This window comes from Saccharibacillus sp. O23 (assembly GCF_002205895.1).
GTDB lineage: Bacteria > Bacillota > Bacilli > Paenibacillales > Paenibacillaceae > Saccharibacillus.
This window is the reverse complement of sequence record NZ_NJDE01000006.1, coordinates 79151-94477: the sequence shown is the minus strand read 5'-3', so window position 1 is coordinate 94477 and position 15327 is coordinate 79151. Positions and strand designations below refer to the sequence as shown.

The following is a 15327-nucleotide window of genomic DNA, read 5'->3' as shown; positions in this document are numbered from 1 at the left end:
CCCGATGCCGGTACGGATTCCTATTTTGACGCAAAGGCAGGTTGATTCGCATGTTCGTATACTTATTCCACGACGCGCTGCCGGAAGATCCGCAGCTCGACAACCTCTACACGCTGACCGGCGAGAACGAAACGCTGCATCTGTTCGAAGCCGTCTCGCCTCCGGATACGTCGATCGATTCCCGATCCGCTTATCAAGCGATCGACAGCGCGGGCACGCTCTCCGGCGGATTTGCCGTCATGAACAATATCCCGGTAAACGAAGACGGACGCTCCGCGTTCGAAGAACGGTTCCTCGGACGCGCCCGCCGCGTCGAAGGGATGCCCGGTTTCGCCGGAATTCGGGTGCTTCGTCCGCTTCAAGGCGACACCTACGTCATCTTGACCGTCTGGAAAGACGAAGAAAGTTTCCAAGGCTGGCAGAACTCCGAAGCTTACAACCACGCGCATCAGAAAAGAGACCAGCCGGAAGGAATCACGCAGCAGCGCCCGAACATTTTCCCCCGTCCGTCGTTCGTGACGACTTATCGCGTAGCGCCGCCGGAAACGGGCAATTCCGCGAAATGCTGATCCGATGAGTTCAAGTCGCCGTTCCGAGCCGCTCGGCCCTCCTTCGGGAGAGGTCCGGGCGGCTTTTTGCCTGTTCGGCGGGCGCTCGAAAAGATAAAAAAAGTGCCGATTCCTTTGACGCTTCTCAAGCGGACATGATACATTTATGGAATCGGGTTTCGGACGGAAGATCAACGAATCGAGGGGTACGAACAGTGGGAAAAGCGACATCCGGATTTGAAAACAAGCCGTTCGGCGCATCTTCGGGAAAGGTGCCGCGGGCGGAAATGGCGGCAGGCGGCGGTACGCAAAAAGGAAAAGGGATCGGCGGACAGCTCGGCGAGCTGGATGCCGCTTATTGGCGCGCCATGGAACAAGCGGGCATTAACTTGAATCCCGCGCAGATCGCCGCCGTGCGCTGCACGGACGGCCCGCTGCTGACGCTGGCCGGAGCCGGATCGGGCAAGACGAGCACGCTCGTCTGCCGGACCGGCTACCTGATCGACGTTCGCGGCGTCGATCCTTCGGGCATTCTGCTGCTGACGTTCTCCAGCAAAGCCGCCGCGGAGATGCGCGAGCGGATCGCCGGCCTGCCGGGCATCGGCGAATACGAAGCCGGACGCATTCAAGCGCGGACGTTCCATTCCTTCTGTCTCTGGCTGCTGTTCAGCCAAGGCCTGCAGAAAGAAATCTTCGGCGACGCGCGCCGTCAGCATATCCAGCTTCAGCAGCTCATGCGCGAATTGAGTCTGCCGGACGCGTATCCGCCGGAAAATCTGCTGGCGCTGCTGTCTTCTTATAAAGTCAATCTGATGACGGCCGAACAGCTTCCGGAGAAGACGGAAACCGACCGGCAGATGAAACGCATCCTGCTGCGCTACGAAGCATGGAAGATCGAGAACGGCAAGATCGACTTCGACGACGTGCTGACCGGCGCTTACGCTCTGCTCCAAGAGCGTCCAGAGCTGCTGGAACGGCTCCGGCGGCGTTTCACGCATCTGATGATCGACGAATTTCAAGACACGAACCTGCTGCAATACGAGATCGTGAAGATGATCGCCGCTCCGCGCAACAATCTGATGGTGGTCGGCGACGACGACCAGACCATCTACTCGTTCAACGGGGCTCGCAGCGAATTCATTCTCGAATTCGAGAAGCTGTATCCGCGAGCGCGCGTCATCACGCTCGATATCAATTACCGCTCCGTGCCGGCGATCGTCGGCCTCGGCAACGAAGTGATCCGGCATAACAAGATGCGCCGCAGCAAGACGCTGCGCGCGGCCAACGGCGGCGCGCTGCTGCCGGCTTACATGCGGCCGGACTCGGCCGACGACGAAGCGCAGGAAGTCGTCGATCATATCCGCCGCGAAGTGGCGGCCGGACGACGCGAATACGGCGACTTTGCGATTCTGTACCGCTCGTCGAGCAGCAACCGCGCGGTGCTGGAGCAGCTGGTCATGCGGGATATTCCGCATATCGATTACGGCGACGGCCGCCTGCTGTACGAGCATTGGCTCGTGAAGCCGGTACTCGACCATATGCGGCTGTCGATCAACCGCCGCGATTTCGACGCGATGCCGAGCATCCTGCCGACGCTGTATATCGCCCGGGACAAAGGCATGGACCATATTCGTAAGACGGACGAAGGCCGTCCGAAGAAAGGACCGCTCGTCCATCTGCTGACGCTGCCCGGCCTCAAAGACTTTCAGCTCGACAAGATCCGTCAGCGGCTCGAAGTGATCCGCTCGCTCAAAGGGCTGGTTCCCGCCGCCGCGATCACCCAGATTCGCAAAAGCTTCTACGATGCCTATATTCAGGCGGGCGAGCACAGCGAACAGACTTCGCACCGCGAGATGCTCAAAGAAATGCTCGACGAACTGGAGACGTCCGCGGGCCGGTTCGATTCCGTCGTCTCGTTCCTCGCTTTCGTCGACGATATGCTGCTGCGCAATCAGCAGACCGCGGCCGCCAAATCGCAGGCGCAGGGCAACCGCGTAGCCTTGATGACGATCCACAAGTCCAAAGGCTTGGAGTTTCCGGCCGTGTTCCTGATCGGCGCGTCCGAAGGCACGCTGCCCCATGCCTCCGCGTTGGGGGCGGATAACCTGCGCGATACCCGCGTCGGTCTCGAAGGCGAAGCCAGCTACGCGGAGGCGCTCGAAGAAGAGCGCCGGCTGGCTTATGTCGCCGTGACCCGGGCGAAAGAACAGTTGTTCATCAGTTCCCCCGCCGTGCAGCGGGGCAAGAAGGCCGCCGTGTCGCGCTTCCTCCTGTCCGCGTTCGGACAGGAGACCGCGGCGTCGGACGCCGCGGCCCGCGCCGAGTTCGGCGGACGCCGGGGCGGAGCCCCCGATCCGGGCCGATTCGGCAAAGTCCGTTCCGGCCGGTTCGGCCGGGAAGGCGCGCCGGCCGGCAGCGGCGCTTCGGGCAGCGCCGCCCCCGCGGCTCCGCCCCGGACCCAGAGCGTGCCGGTCTGGCTCTGCTCGTCCGGCTCGTGCGTCGCTTGGACGCGCATCATGCACAGCAAAGACATGATGGCCGCGCATAAGCCCTGCCCGCTCTGCGGCTCTCCGATGAAGAAAGGACGCAAAGACGTGCCGGTCTAAACTCTCGGCTTTCCGTCTTTCGCTTCGTTTCGATTCGTTATCGCGCCTATGAAGAGGCCGACCCGTTTTAACGGTCGGCCTCTTTTTCTTGCGTCTCGCCGCATATCAAAAAAGCCGCCTGATCGGCGGCTTTTTGCAGTACTGCGTATTCCTGCTGTCATTTCTCTTTTCGCGGGTACGGATCGAACTTGTACGTCCAGAATTTCTCGCTTTTGAACCGTTCGCGGATGACCGGATCGTGGACCGAACGTCCTTCGAATACCGGGTCCGTATGGAACTGGGACTTATGCGCTTTGATCGAGCCGACTTTCTGTTCGAGGAACAGCGTGATATCCACATGCACGTCGGCCGGGCCGAGCGCGCGCTCGTGACCGCTGGCGAAAGCCACCACATGCACTTTCGGACGATCCTTCGGCTTCATCGCTTCCACGACCCGTACCACGGCCGCGCCGCAGGCGTCATGGTCGGGATGCACGCTGTACAGCGGATGGAAAGTCAGGATCAGCGACGGGTTCAATTCTTCGATCAGTTCGCGGAGCTTGCCGTCGAGCAGCTCGCGATCTTCGAATTCGATCATTTTGTCATGGAAACCCAGCGTACGCAGATCGGTGATGCCGATCGCCGCGCAGGAAGCTTCGAGTTCGGCGCGGCGTACCGTAGGCAGCGTCACCCGATTGGCAAAAGGAGGATTGCCCAGATTGCGGCCCAATTGGCCCATCGTCAAGCAGGCGTAAGTGACCGGCGTTCCGTTATGCAGATGATAAGCGGCCGTGCCGGAGACGGTATAGGACTCGTCGTCGGGGTGAGGAAATACGATTAACACATGGCGTTCCACGGGGTATACCCGCTCCTTTCCGAGTACGGTACGGGGTCGCGTACGCAGATTCGCAGTCTTCGGCGTTCGCGTACGCGCCCTACCCGCCTTGATAAGATCGGTTCGAACGGAAATCTTAGAACGGTTCCGGGCTCAGCATCAGACTGACGACGAGTTTGCCGTCGTTGTCGTTGCCCGCGAGCACCGCTCTTTCCGTTTCGGTCTCTTCGTAATGCGTCAATCCTTCGGCATAGATCCAGCCTTCCGGCATCTTCAGGCCGACCCGGTACGGGCCGCTTCCGGAGATCGAACCGTGCGAATAGCTGACTTTGACGTTGCGGATCAGATTCGAGGCGACGAGCTTCGAACGGTCGCGATCGAACGTATAGGCGCCGTTGGTCAGCTCTAGATGCAGATACAGCTCCTGATCTTTCAGCTTGTCCAGCAGCTCTTGAACAGCTTGCGGTTGAATCGGCAGCATCGGAGTCTTCCCTTCGGTTTAGATTTGCAAAAAGTAACTTTCATTATAGTACAGGTTTCCGGCCGGGACAACGAAACGCTTAACGAAGCCGCCGCGATCTCGTCCGCATCCGGGCGGATCGGTCCGGCCCGCCTTCGATTGCTAACGGATCGAGGCGACGCTTAGCGGGCATTCGGAGCCGTTTCGGAATTCTAACGGATTCAGATGACGCTTAGAACGAGAATACGCGAATTTCCGGCCTAAAAAGAGACGAATCGGACGGCTAAGGAATCGACGATCCGTTAGCATCTCGAAAAGGGCTGTTTGGCGCTTCTAAGGAATCTACGATCCGTTAGCGCAGCCGCTCGGCTTCGTGCGCGTGCGCGAAACTCAGTCGTGCGCGTGCGGTCCGGCCCATGCTCCGCCGATATCGCTTTGCTTCGTGCGCGTGCGCGAAAACGCGAAAATCGGTTCAAGCGTCTGCGAACATCCGGTTCGCACGCCTGCGGCGGCTCGCTTCGTGAGCCTGCGGAAACGGATGCGGCGGCTCCCGAAGTCGGCTCGCTTTCGCCGCCTGCGCGACTGCCCCGCCGAGCCGCAGCAAAAAGGAGAAGCCTTGTCCCGGCTTCTCCTTCGCTCTATCCGCACCGCATTCGCACCGTTTTTCGAGTCTCGAACCCGTCGATTCAAGCAAGCGTCAAGACGCCTCGGCTTTGCTTGTTCCGTCCGCTGTCTCCGCCGTCTCCGCCGTCTCCGGCTCGCCGGCCGTTACCGTTTCGATCACGAAATCTTCGTTCGAGGCTTCAAGCTCGACCGGATCGCCGCCGGACGAAGCGACGGCCGTCTCGTCGACTTTGAATCGTCCGATCATGAGTTCCAAGTCCGCGGACATGCGTTCGAGTTCGGCCGCGGAAGTTTTCATGTCGTCGATCGCCGCCAGTTGACCTTCCGCCGATTGTTGGATGCCGTCGAAATGCTCCGAAGCGCTGCGCGAAGCTTGTTCCATCATCGAAGCCGCGGACGCGGCCTGCTGCGCTCCCGCCGCCGCTTCTTCGGAGACCGCCGATACTTCTTGAAGCTGCTGCGCGATCTGTTCGACCGAAACGAGAATCCCGCTGAACGAATCGCCCGTACGCTTCACCACGCCGGCCGCTTCGTCGATCTTCCGCGCTTGAATCCGTACGCCTTCGACCGCTTCGTGCGTCTCTCCGATGACTCCGGCCACGATCGCCGCGACATCCGAAGCCGATTTGGCCGTCTGTTCGGCCAGTTTGCGGACTTCGTCGGCCACCACGGCAAAGCCGCGCCCTTGCTCGCCCGCTCTCGCCGCTTCGATCGAAGCGTTCAGCGCCAGCAGATTCGTCTGCGAAGAGATGGATTGGATATCGCCGACGATCTCGCCGATCCGGCTCGAATGAAGGTTCAGCCGCTCTACGCGTTCTTTGGTTTCGTCCGAGGAAGCCTGCACGGCTTCCATTTGGCTGAGCGCGCCGAGAACGAATTCGCTGCCGCTTTTCGCGGTCTCGGAAGCCTCCTGCGCGGCTCCCGCCACCACGTTCAACGCTCCCGCGATATGCTGGATGCCGCCGCTCACTTCGCCGAGCGCGCGGGTGTTTTCTTCGCTGAGGCGCGCCTGCTGACGCATCCGGTCGCCGGCTTCCCCGATATGGCCCGTCATCCGTTCGCTCGCCGACGCCCACTCTTCCGCGCGGGTCGATAGCGTCTCGGCGGACAGCCGCGTATTCTGCGCGCCGGAACGCACGCCCAGAATCATGCCGCTCATCGTGCCGAGCATCGAACCGAACGCTTTGGACAAACGTCCGATCTCGTCTTTGCGCGTCTCGCGGATCGTCGAGGTCAGATCGCCCGACTCCACGCCTTGCATCTCGCGCGTCAGGCGGCGCAGCGGAGCCGCGATCATGCGCGATACGAAATACGAGACCGCGAGCGAGAACGCCAAGATCACGCCGCCGATCAGCAGCGCTTGGTTGCGGTTGTGTTCCATCTGTTTCTCGATCTGAGTTCCGTCGAAATCGGCGCCCAGTATCCCGAGCAATTTGCCGCTTTCGTCTTTGATCGGGACGTAAGTCGTCAGCGTGCTTCCGTATTCCGCATCGGTCGTCATGCTGCCGATCTGCGCCTGTCCGGTCGCGAACGCCGCGACCAATTCGGGATTCACGTTATCTTCGACCTTGCCCAGCGCCGATACCTGATCCGCCGGAGCATTGGTCGGCGCGCCGTCCACCGCATAGAAATACCGCGTTTTTCCGTCTTTTTCCTCCATGTTCATCGTATACAGATATTTCAGATGATTGGCTTCGCGCAGCTCGTTCAAACGTTTACGCAGTTGAAAATAATAAGCCGTCACGCCGCCTTCCGCCGTAATCTTGCCGTAAGACGCCGCATCGATCTCGCCGGCGGCATAGTCCGCGATGCTCTGAGCCTGTCTGCCTACCGAATCTACCAATAACCGGGAAGAAGACCTATATACGCTGTAACCCAACACGACTTCCGACACGATGATCAATACCGAAAATACCAGCATGATCTTCAACTGCAAACTTTTCAACTCGACTTCGCCTCGCAATCCTGAACTTGATAAATATCGAAGAGGGGTGCACCTCTTGCTTTGTGATAAGTTTAGGCGATGCAGCGAACTGTTTCAATAAGCTTTTTGAACAAAAAGCTTACATTTCATATATTTTTTTGTTTTTTCTTTAAAATCCGAATACTTTTAGAGGCTTTTTATCTTTTTGAAGTTAGGTAAATTGACATGAATGAATCTTAAGACCTCTTTTCGTTATTCGGTCCGCAGCAGCGGCAACCGCGATTTCCGGCTTGCCGAAACGTCCTGCCGCATCGAAAAGCAAACGAAAAAGGCTGCCGAGAAAATTCTCGGCAGCCCGTTTTTCCGTTCCGAAAGTTCCGGAACGTTCGCCGCGACCGGAGCCGCCGCGAAGCGGTCCGATTCGGCGTGCGCTGCGGGTCGAAAGATCGAACCCGCGGCGGATCAGTTGGTCAGGAAGAAGTCGTTGTTCGTGTTCTCGGACAAGGAGTTGCTGGTCGCGCGCGTTCCGTCCGCGATCGACAGAACGAATGCGCGGTACGCCACGCCCGATTGCAGCGGATTGCCGAAAGCGTCGCGGTTATACGAAGCGTTAAGGCCGAACGTCACGTTCTCGCCGTACGAACGCTGGCTGTTCGAAGACACGTTGGCGTTCGCCAGCGTGAAGCTCGAAGCGGCGTTCGTCGGTACCAGCATGACGTTGTAGTAAGCCGTTCCGGCGCTGTCGGCCGGCTTCGTGAAGCTTACCGTCACGTTCGATCCGCTGGCCGACGTTCTGACGTTCGTCGCTACCGGCGCGCCGGCTTCGCTCAGCGAAACTTCGTTCGAACGGTCCGACAAGACGTTGGCGCCGTTCTTCGATACGGTCAGCACGTAGAAGCGGTAAGCGCCGTTGTTCGAGACCAGGTTGCCGTTCACGTCGCGGCTGCTCGCGTTAAGCGCTTGGCGGACTTGTCCGCTGCCTCCCGCCGCGACCGTCGTGTAAGACGATGCCGCGTTGGCGTTAGCCAAGCTGTACGAACCGGACTGGCTGGAAGGCACGGCCAGAATCCGGTATTCGCTCACGTCGGATTCGGTGGAAGAACGCGTGAACGTCACTTCGACGTCGCTGGCGTTGCCGGTCTTGTTGCTTACCGAAGCGGCCACGTTGGTCGCGCCTACCGCGGATGTTCCGTCTGCCAGCGTTACGGCATTGGATACGCCGGACAACGAATAGTTGGACGTGTTGTTCGTATTGCCGCTGCCTACCGCCAGAACGAATACGCGGTAAGCGACGCCGCTGCGGATCGGTTCGCCGTTCACGTCGCGGGTCGAAGCGTTCAAGAACGTGCTTTGGTTCGAACCCGTTCTAGGCAGAACCGTGTAGTTGCCCGACGCTACGCCGATCGCCGACGACAAGCCGAAGTTGGAAGCGCTGGCCGATTTCACGACCATGACGCGGTATTCCGAGATGCTGCTCTCGTCCGAAGCGCGTCCGAACGTCACGAGCAGGTCGCGGCCGTCTCCGTAGTTGCCCGCGTCGCTAAGCGACGGAGTCAGAGCCGTGCCCACGTTGTTGCCGCCCAGCGTGATCGGCTGCGACACGCTCGACAGGATGTTGGTGCTGGTCGACGTGCCGGCGCCTACCGTCAGCACGTACACGCGGTACGCCGTTCCGTTGCGGATCAGGTCGCCGTCGGTATCGCGAGCGGACGCGCTCAGCGTCTGCACGATATTGGAACCGTTCTTGTTCACTGCCGTGTAGTTGGCGCTCGGCAGGCTGTTAGCGGAATTGATGTTGAACGCCGAAGCTTTGGAATCTTTGACGACCATGATCCGGTATTGGCTGACCGCCGACTCGTTGGTCGCGCGGTCGAACGTTACGCGCAGGTCGCGGCCGTCGCCGTAATCGTTCACGTCGCTGGTCGACACGTTCGTGGCCGAAACGTCGGAACCGCTGAGCGACAGCGTGACCGAAGCGGAAGCCGCGGACAGCGTGTTGTTCGCCGCGACGTTGCTCGTGCTGTTCGCCATGACGAATACCGTATAAGGCACGCCGCTGCGAATCGGGTCGCCCGAAGTATCGCGGGAAGCGGAAGTCAGCGTCACGCTGGACGATCCTTTGGCTACCGTCGTCAGATTGGCTGCCGGAACCGCGTTGGCCGACGTCAGATTGAACGACGAAGCATTCGCGCTCTTGACGACGAAGACGCTGTAGTTCGATACGCCGGATTCGTCCTGCGGACGCGTGAACGAGACGTTCAGATCGCGGCCGTCTCCGTTATCGGCCACGTCGGTCGCCCGAACGGCGCTCGGTGCCGAAGCCGCCGCGTTTCCGCTAAGCGTAACCGAGGAGGATGGCGAAGAGAGCTGCACTTTGCCGCCGGCGTAGTTATTGCCGATCGCCATCGCGAAGACCTGATAAGCTTGTCCGGCTCTCAGCGTTTGACCGTCGGTATCTTTGGCCTGCGCCGTCAGCGTGAAGTTCTGGTTCGATCCGTTAGGCAGTACGGTCGTGTAGCTCGACGTGCCGATGGCCCGATTCGCGTTGAACGTCGAAGCGCTGCCCGACTTCACCACGAAGACCCGGTAATGATCGACGTACGATTCGTCCGGCGATTTGGTGAACGCGACGCGAAGATCCCGTCCGTCCCCGTATTGGCCCAGATTGGTCGCCGTCACGGACGAAGGCGCTTGAAGATCGGCCGTCGTCGTGATGATGACGCTCTGGCTGGCCGCGTTCCAGTTGACGTTCTGGCCGAGCGATTCGCCGATGAAACGCAGCGGCACGACCGTATTGCCGTTGATCGCGCGAGCCGGCACATCCAGCTTCACGCTGCTTCCGTTGACCGTCGCGGCCGTGGAACCGATCTTGAGCGTGACGGTATTTCCGCCTTTGTACGCCGTGATCGTTTGCGTTTTCTGGTTCCAGTTCACCTGCGCGTTCAGCGCTTCGAAAATGCCGCGAAGCGGGACGAGCGTCCGGTTGCCCTGAGCGATCGGCGCTTGACGCGTGGTCAGTTCGACGCCGTCGATATAAATTTTGATCTTGGCCGCCGCGTCGGCGGTTTGCGGAATGGCTGCGGGAATGAGCAGCGCGCCCGCGAGCAGCGCGGCGCTGACTTTTTTCATATTCTTCTTCATTGGGTGGTTCTCCCTTCCATGATAGGTTGGACGTGTCTCTTTGAATTCTTACTCTAATCTTTGACGCCCGAATCAATCAAAAGGTTGCCTTTCCCTCCGAAAATTTCTTCCGAAGCCTGTCAGAACAGCTGAATGACCGACAATACGATGCCGACCAAAAAACCGCAAACCGCGCCGTTGACCCGAATCCATTGCAGGTCTTTGCCGATCTTTTCTTCGAGCATCTCGACGAGCTGCGCGTCGTCCATGCGGTCCACGTTGTCGCGGACCAACTGTCCGATCCGGTAGTGGTTTTCTTCGGCCAGCTTCACGAGCGTACCGCGAATTTTCGACTCCCACTCTTCGATCCGTTGCGGTTCGGAAGCCAGATTGCGGACGATCGCCGCGTACAAGCGGAATACGATCCGGCCGCCGCGAGCGCGTTCTTCGGCCGTTTTGGCAAGCGCGAATTGGCGCAGCTTCTCCAAGTTCTCGCGAATGAACAGTTCCGTGCTCTCTTCGCGCAGAATCTCCAGCACCTGACCGCGTACGTATTCCAGCTTCTCCTCGTCGCCGGCCGCTTCGAACAATTTGACGCGAATCTCGCGCAGAATCGCGAGCCGCTGCTCGCCGTAAGGATCCAGCAGCGAGTCGATGCCGGCCGTCAGCATCGTCTGGATCATGGAGCCGAGCTTATCTTCGTTCACCATGCCCGCGAACGCTTGAAAAGCAAAACCGGTAAATCCGCCGACTTTCGCGTTCGACAGCTGTTCCAGCGCCAAAGCGCCCATCGTATCTTTGGTCGAAGGCAGCGCGGCCCATCTGCGGGCTTCGCCCAACGCATAATCGAACAATTGGATCTCGTAACCGTCGTTGAGCACTTTGGTCAGCGCCCGATCGGCCAGACCGGCGGCGTCCATGCCCCGAACGTAACCGGCCGCCGCTTCGCGTACCGGCTCCACCGCTTTTTCGAGCGGCAGTTTGGCGATCGCTTCGGACGCGTAATCCAGAATCTGCTGCCGCGTGCTTTTGCGGGCCATGCTGCGCGTCAACATGCCGGCCGCGCCGCGAATCAGGTTCAGCCGGCTCAACTGCCGCGTGATGCTCTCTTTGTTCAGCAGTTCGTTCTCCATGGCCGACACCAGCGAGTCCACGATGCGCCCTTTGTTTTTCAGCAGCAGCGACGTATGCGGAATCGGGATGCCGAGCGGATGACGGAACAACGCCGTTACGGCGAACCAGTCCGCGAGGCCGCCGACCAAGCCGGCTTCGAAGCCGCCCAGAATCACGAACGTCCAAGCATTTTCCGGCAGGAACAAGCAGATGACGAAGCCCGCAGCCATCACGATCAGCGAGATTCCCGCCAAATTTTTCGATCCCATCGTCTCTCCCCCTTTTTTCGATTGAAACGGCGCATCCTTTTCGGATACGCCGCGAAAACACACACCGCGCCCGATTCGAGTGCGGATTCTCATTCATTTTAGTACAGCCGTTGATTGAAACGCAAAAAACGACTTTATAACTTGAGTAGACACCTTCCGTAGACAGGTACAGCGAATCGGGCACGTTCATGCCGAACTCTATCATTCAGAAAGGTCGGGATAATCAGATGGACAATATCGTATTGGTTACTTTTAAACAGGAACAGCCGCTGAACGCGGTCGTCGAACGCTTTCGGGGGCAGCCGGTGACCGACGAATATACGGTTCTGCAAGCTTCCGTGCTGCGCAAACTCTCGGGCCGGATCGTTCGCGAACAGGATTACCGCTTCGCCGAAGACGCCGATACCCGGCACCTGACGAACGATCTGATCGATTCCGTCGTCTCCGTGATGTCCGGACCGATCGGCAGCTTGATCGGCGGATACCGGGGCCCGCTTACGGACGCCGCCAGAAACGCGAAAGAGATCGTCGAAGAATTCGGCCTGCTCGAAACGATCGCTTCCAAATTGAACGAGAACGAATGGGCGCTGCTCGCTTTGGTGCGCGAACATAACGAAATCAGCCTCAGCAGCCGTTTGAACGCGCTCGGAGCCAGCGCGGTCGTGCGCAAAGACGCGGCGCTCGTCGCTTACGAGGTGATGAACGCGCGCGCGATCCGCAGCGAATGGGAAGAACGCGGCGGAGCGCTGGATGTCGATTCCGCCGACGACGCGTTGAAGGAAAGCATTCGCGAAGAGCTTCGCGAGCGGGCAAGACGCGGATCGTTCGAACAAGAAGAAACCGTTCGGGAAAGCCTGCGCGGCGACTTCGACTACTTGCAGAACAAATTTTCCGGCAGCCGTTCCTCGAGTCCCCGCAATCCGTAACGGTCCGTTCGCCTCTCCCTATCGATGAAGGAGGTTATCCGAACCATGCGATCGAACAGCCGTCCGATCAACCGCCGAACCTTGTTTTTGTCGGCCGCCTTTGCGGCCTTCGGCGTTTTCTCTCCGTTCGCCGCCGATTCGAGCCCTAACGTTTACGCCGCCGGAGTCCCGTCCGAAACGCGGCAGAAAAGTCCCGAGCAAGCCGCGGCGCTTCAATACGCGGACCGGCTTGACGAGATCACGTCGTACGCGAACAAAGCGGCGGAAGCCTTCAACGCGTTCAAGACCGTGTCGGCCTCCAACCGCAAATCGTTGTACGTCGCGCTGAACAACGTGATCGTGCCCAGCTACAGCAAATTTTATTACGAATTGAAACGGCTCGATCCGCCGGACGGGGAATTGGCCGAGCTGCACGCCCATTACCTGCAAGGAGCCGCGCTCCAGCTTCAAGGCATGCAGTTGATCAAGAAGTCGCTGTATGCGGCCGACATCAACTGGACGACCTACAATCAAGGCCAACAAAAACTCAAAGCCGGCAAAAAAGAATTGACCTTGTTCATCGAGGGCTTCAAAGCTTACAAAGCAGCCCGAATGTAGCTTCCGCTTTTCTTTTTCTTCTTGCGCCCCGTAGGCGGACTGCACCGGCAGCCCGTCTTTTCTTCGGCTCTCCGCTCCCGACTTTTCTCTGATCTCTTCAATTTATGTCGAACTTCGCCGAAATATAGCGATATATTCGCAAATTCCGTATTTGTTGCGATAATTTATTGCAATTCTATTGTTCAAAATATAAACTGAAGCAGACAGCGTTATTTAACCGGAAAGGATCGGTACCTCCATGGACCAACAATTCAAACTCGATTCCCATCTCTGCTTCTCTCTGTACGCCTGTTCGCGGGCGATCTTCCGCATGTATCGGCCTATGCTGGACGAACTGAATCTGACTTATCCGCAGTATCTCGTGCTCTTGGTTCTCTGGGATCAGGAGGAGAGCAGCATCAAAGAATTAAGCCGGGTGCTCAGTCTCGATTCCGGCACGTTGACCCCGATGCTCAAACGAATGGAGTCCTCCGGCCTGCTCGAACGCAGCCGCTCCAAAGAAGACGAACGCATCGTGACGGTACGCATTACGGACAAAGGCCGCGAATTGCAGCAGAGCGCCGGCTGCATCCCCGCTTCGTTGATCGAATCCAGCGGCCTTGATCTGAAACAGCTCGGCGCATTGAACGAAACGATCCGATTGTTGATGGACAACGTCGAAAGCCATCAATGAACGACCGGCCCCGACGCGTTAACCTCATGCCGTTCCCGACGTTCGCCCGAATCGCCCCTTCAGGAAAAGAGGAATCTCAATGAACGAATATCGGCGCTTCCTGCGTCGGCTCGTACGCAATTACATCATCGGTTCGGTAGTGGCCGTTCTCTGTTTAGGCGGAGCCGTCATGACATCGGCGCTCAATCTGCCGATCGGAGGGTTCGACTCCCTGTTTTTCGTCTTGTTCGTCTCCTTCCTCGTCATGGTCTCGCTGGAACTGTGGACGTTCTCCAGACAGGTACGGCCGATCCGCGCCCTCTTCGTCCATGAAGAGCCGACGTTGGACGATATTCGGGACGCCTATGTTCAGATTCACCGACTGCCCGCTTTATCCGTTCTGCGAATCATGGGCCCCCATCTGCTCGGTTTATCCGTGCCCGCGATTCTGCTGACCTTGTGGTTCATGCGGATCGGCTGGGTCGACCTGCCCGTCCATTACATCGGAATCGCCGCTTCGGGCGCGGTTCTGGTCGCCGGCATGCACGCGCTGATCGAATATTTCTTGACCGATCAGGCGATTCGTCCGCTGCTGCAAGTCGTCAGCGAGACGGGCGCGAGACGATACGGCGTCAGCGTGTCGCTCGACGGCCGGGTGCTCGTCTCGACGCAGCGCAAGTTCCAACTCAGCGCCTTCTCGATCGGGACTTTCCCGCTGTTCTTCTTCGTGCTCGCGACGCAGATTCGCATGAGCGTGACGGGGTCGCCGCTGGCGGCCGATTATTGGAGCTGGGCTTCGTTGATCTTGATATTCGGCATCTTCTTCTCTTCGCTCGGCGCTTGGCTGCTGACCCGCAGCGTCCGCCATCCGATCTCGAATCTGGAAAAGGCGCTGCATGCCGTTCAGACGGGCGATCTGGAAGTCCGGGCTTCCGATCTGTATTCGGACGAATTCTCGCGGCTCGTCTCGGGATTCAACCACATGGTGCAGGGATTGTCGCAGCGGCAGCGCGTCAACGACCAACTGCTGCAAAGTTATTTTTCGACGTTGGCCGCGGCGCTCGACGCCCGCGACGCCTATACGGCCGGCCACTCGCAGCGAGTCGCCGAATATTCGCTGCTGATCGGCCGCGCGGCCGGACTCGGGCAGGAAGAGCTGGATCTGCTCAATAAGACCGCTCTGCTGCACGACATCGGCAAGATCGGCGTGCGCGACAGCGTGCTGCTCAAAGACGGCCGGTTGACGGACGAAGAATTCGAACTGATCAAAAAACATCCGGCGCTCGGCGAAGAAATCCTCAAACAAGTCGAACCGACCGAGATGATGGCTCCTCTGCTGCCGGGCGTGCGCTCGCATCACGAACGCTACGACGGCCGGGGCTATCCCGACGGGCTGGCCGGTTCCGATATCCCCAAGTTCGGCCGGATCATCGCCGTGGCCGACGCGTTCGACGCGATGACCTCCGACCGCCCTTACCGCAGCGGCATGCCGCTGGAGAAAGCCGTTTCGATCATCTGCGAAGGCAAAGGCACCCAGTGGGACCCTTACTACGCCCAGCTCTTCGTCGATACGTTCTATCAAGGCAAAGAAAAACCTTCGGCGTCTTCGCGGGAATCCGCTTCCCCCGGAGCTTGAACGCTCGGCCTGCCTGCACGATTCCCCTTATCATAAAA

At 59.1% G+C, this 15327-nt stretch carries 11 protein-coding genes; 6 read left to right on the top strand and 5 right to left on the bottom strand.

The features are described from left to right. The first annotated feature begins 50 nt into the window (after window positions 1-50). Window positions 51-569 carry an antibiotic biosynthesis monooxygenase family protein gene (locus tag CDO73_RS08290; protein ID WP_088488055.1) on the top strand — a complete coding sequence of 173 codons (519 nt, stop codon included), beginning with the start codon at window positions 51-53 and terminating at the stop codon, window positions 567-569. 266 nt (window positions 570-835) lie between these two features. Next, window positions 836-3154, top strand: coding sequence for a UvrD-helicase domain-containing protein (locus tag CDO73_RS08285; protein ID WP_088488139.1), 2319 nt, complete (start codon window positions 836-838; stop codon window positions 3152-3154). A 157-nt stretch (window positions 3155-3311) separates the two neighbouring features. On the opposite strand, the gene bshB2 is transcribed toward CDO73_RS08285, so the two are convergent. From bshB2 to CDO73_RS08260, 5 genes are all read right to left on the bottom strand, one after another. Then, window positions 3312-3989 (bottom strand): bacillithiol biosynthesis deacetylase BshB2, encoded by a 678-nt coding sequence (bshB2, locus tag CDO73_RS08280; protein ID WP_088488054.1) that lies wholly within the window; start codon window positions 3987-3989, stop codon window positions 3312-3314. Window positions 3990-4104: 115 nt separating this feature from the next. Continuing rightward, window positions 4105-4449: a YojF family protein gene (locus CDO73_RS08275; protein ID WP_088488053.1), complete on the bottom strand. Its 345-nt coding sequence runs from the start codon at window positions 4447-4449 to the stop codon at window positions 4105-4107. A 676-nt stretch (window positions 4450-5125) separates the two neighbouring features. Then, window positions 5126-6997 (bottom strand): methyl-accepting chemotaxis protein, encoded by a 1872-nt coding sequence (locus CDO73_RS08270; RefSeq protein WP_143536096.1) that lies wholly within the window; start codon window positions 6995-6997, stop codon window positions 5126-5128. 441 nt (window positions 6998-7438) lie between these two features. Further along, on the bottom strand, window positions 7439-10117 hold the full coding sequence (locus CDO73_RS08265) for a copper amine oxidase N-terminal domain-containing protein (RefSeq protein WP_088488051.1): 2679 nt from the start codon (window positions 10115-10117) through the stop codon (window positions 7439-7441). 119 nt (window positions 10118-10236) lie between these two features. Beyond that, the gene (locus CDO73_RS08260) at window positions 10237-11478 is read right to left on the bottom strand and encodes a DUF445 domain-containing protein (protein WP_088488050.1); all 1242 of its coding nucleotides are present in this window, start codon (window positions 11476-11478) and stop codon (window positions 10237-10239) included. A gap of 188 nt (window positions 11479-11666) precedes the next feature. Between CDO73_RS08260 and CDO73_RS08255 the strand changes: the two genes are divergently transcribed. The 4 genes from CDO73_RS08255 (at window position 11667) to CDO73_RS08240 (ending at window position 15289) form a co-directional block, all read left to right on the top strand. Beyond that, the gene (locus CDO73_RS08255) at window positions 11667-12404 is read left to right on the top strand and encodes a hypothetical protein (protein WP_088488049.1); all 738 of its coding nucleotides are present in this window, start codon (window positions 11667-11669) and stop codon (window positions 12402-12404) included. A gap of 45 nt (window positions 12405-12449) precedes the next feature. Next, window positions 12450-13001 (top strand): hypothetical protein, encoded by a 552-nt coding sequence (locus CDO73_RS08250; RefSeq protein WP_088488048.1) that lies wholly within the window; start codon window positions 12450-12452, stop codon window positions 12999-13001. A 238-nt stretch (window positions 13002-13239) separates the two neighbouring features. Further along, window positions 13240-13674, top strand: a complete 435-nt coding sequence (locus CDO73_RS08245) for a MarR family winged helix-turn-helix transcriptional regulator (protein ID WP_179218622.1) — start codon at window positions 13240-13242, stop codon at window positions 13672-13674. 79 nt (window positions 13675-13753) lie between these two features. Further along, window positions 13754-15289: an HD domain-containing phosphohydrolase gene (locus CDO73_RS08240; protein WP_088488047.1), complete on the top strand. Its 1536-nt coding sequence runs from the start codon at window positions 13754-13756 to the stop codon at window positions 15287-15289. Window positions 15290-15327: the final 38 nt, after the last annotated feature.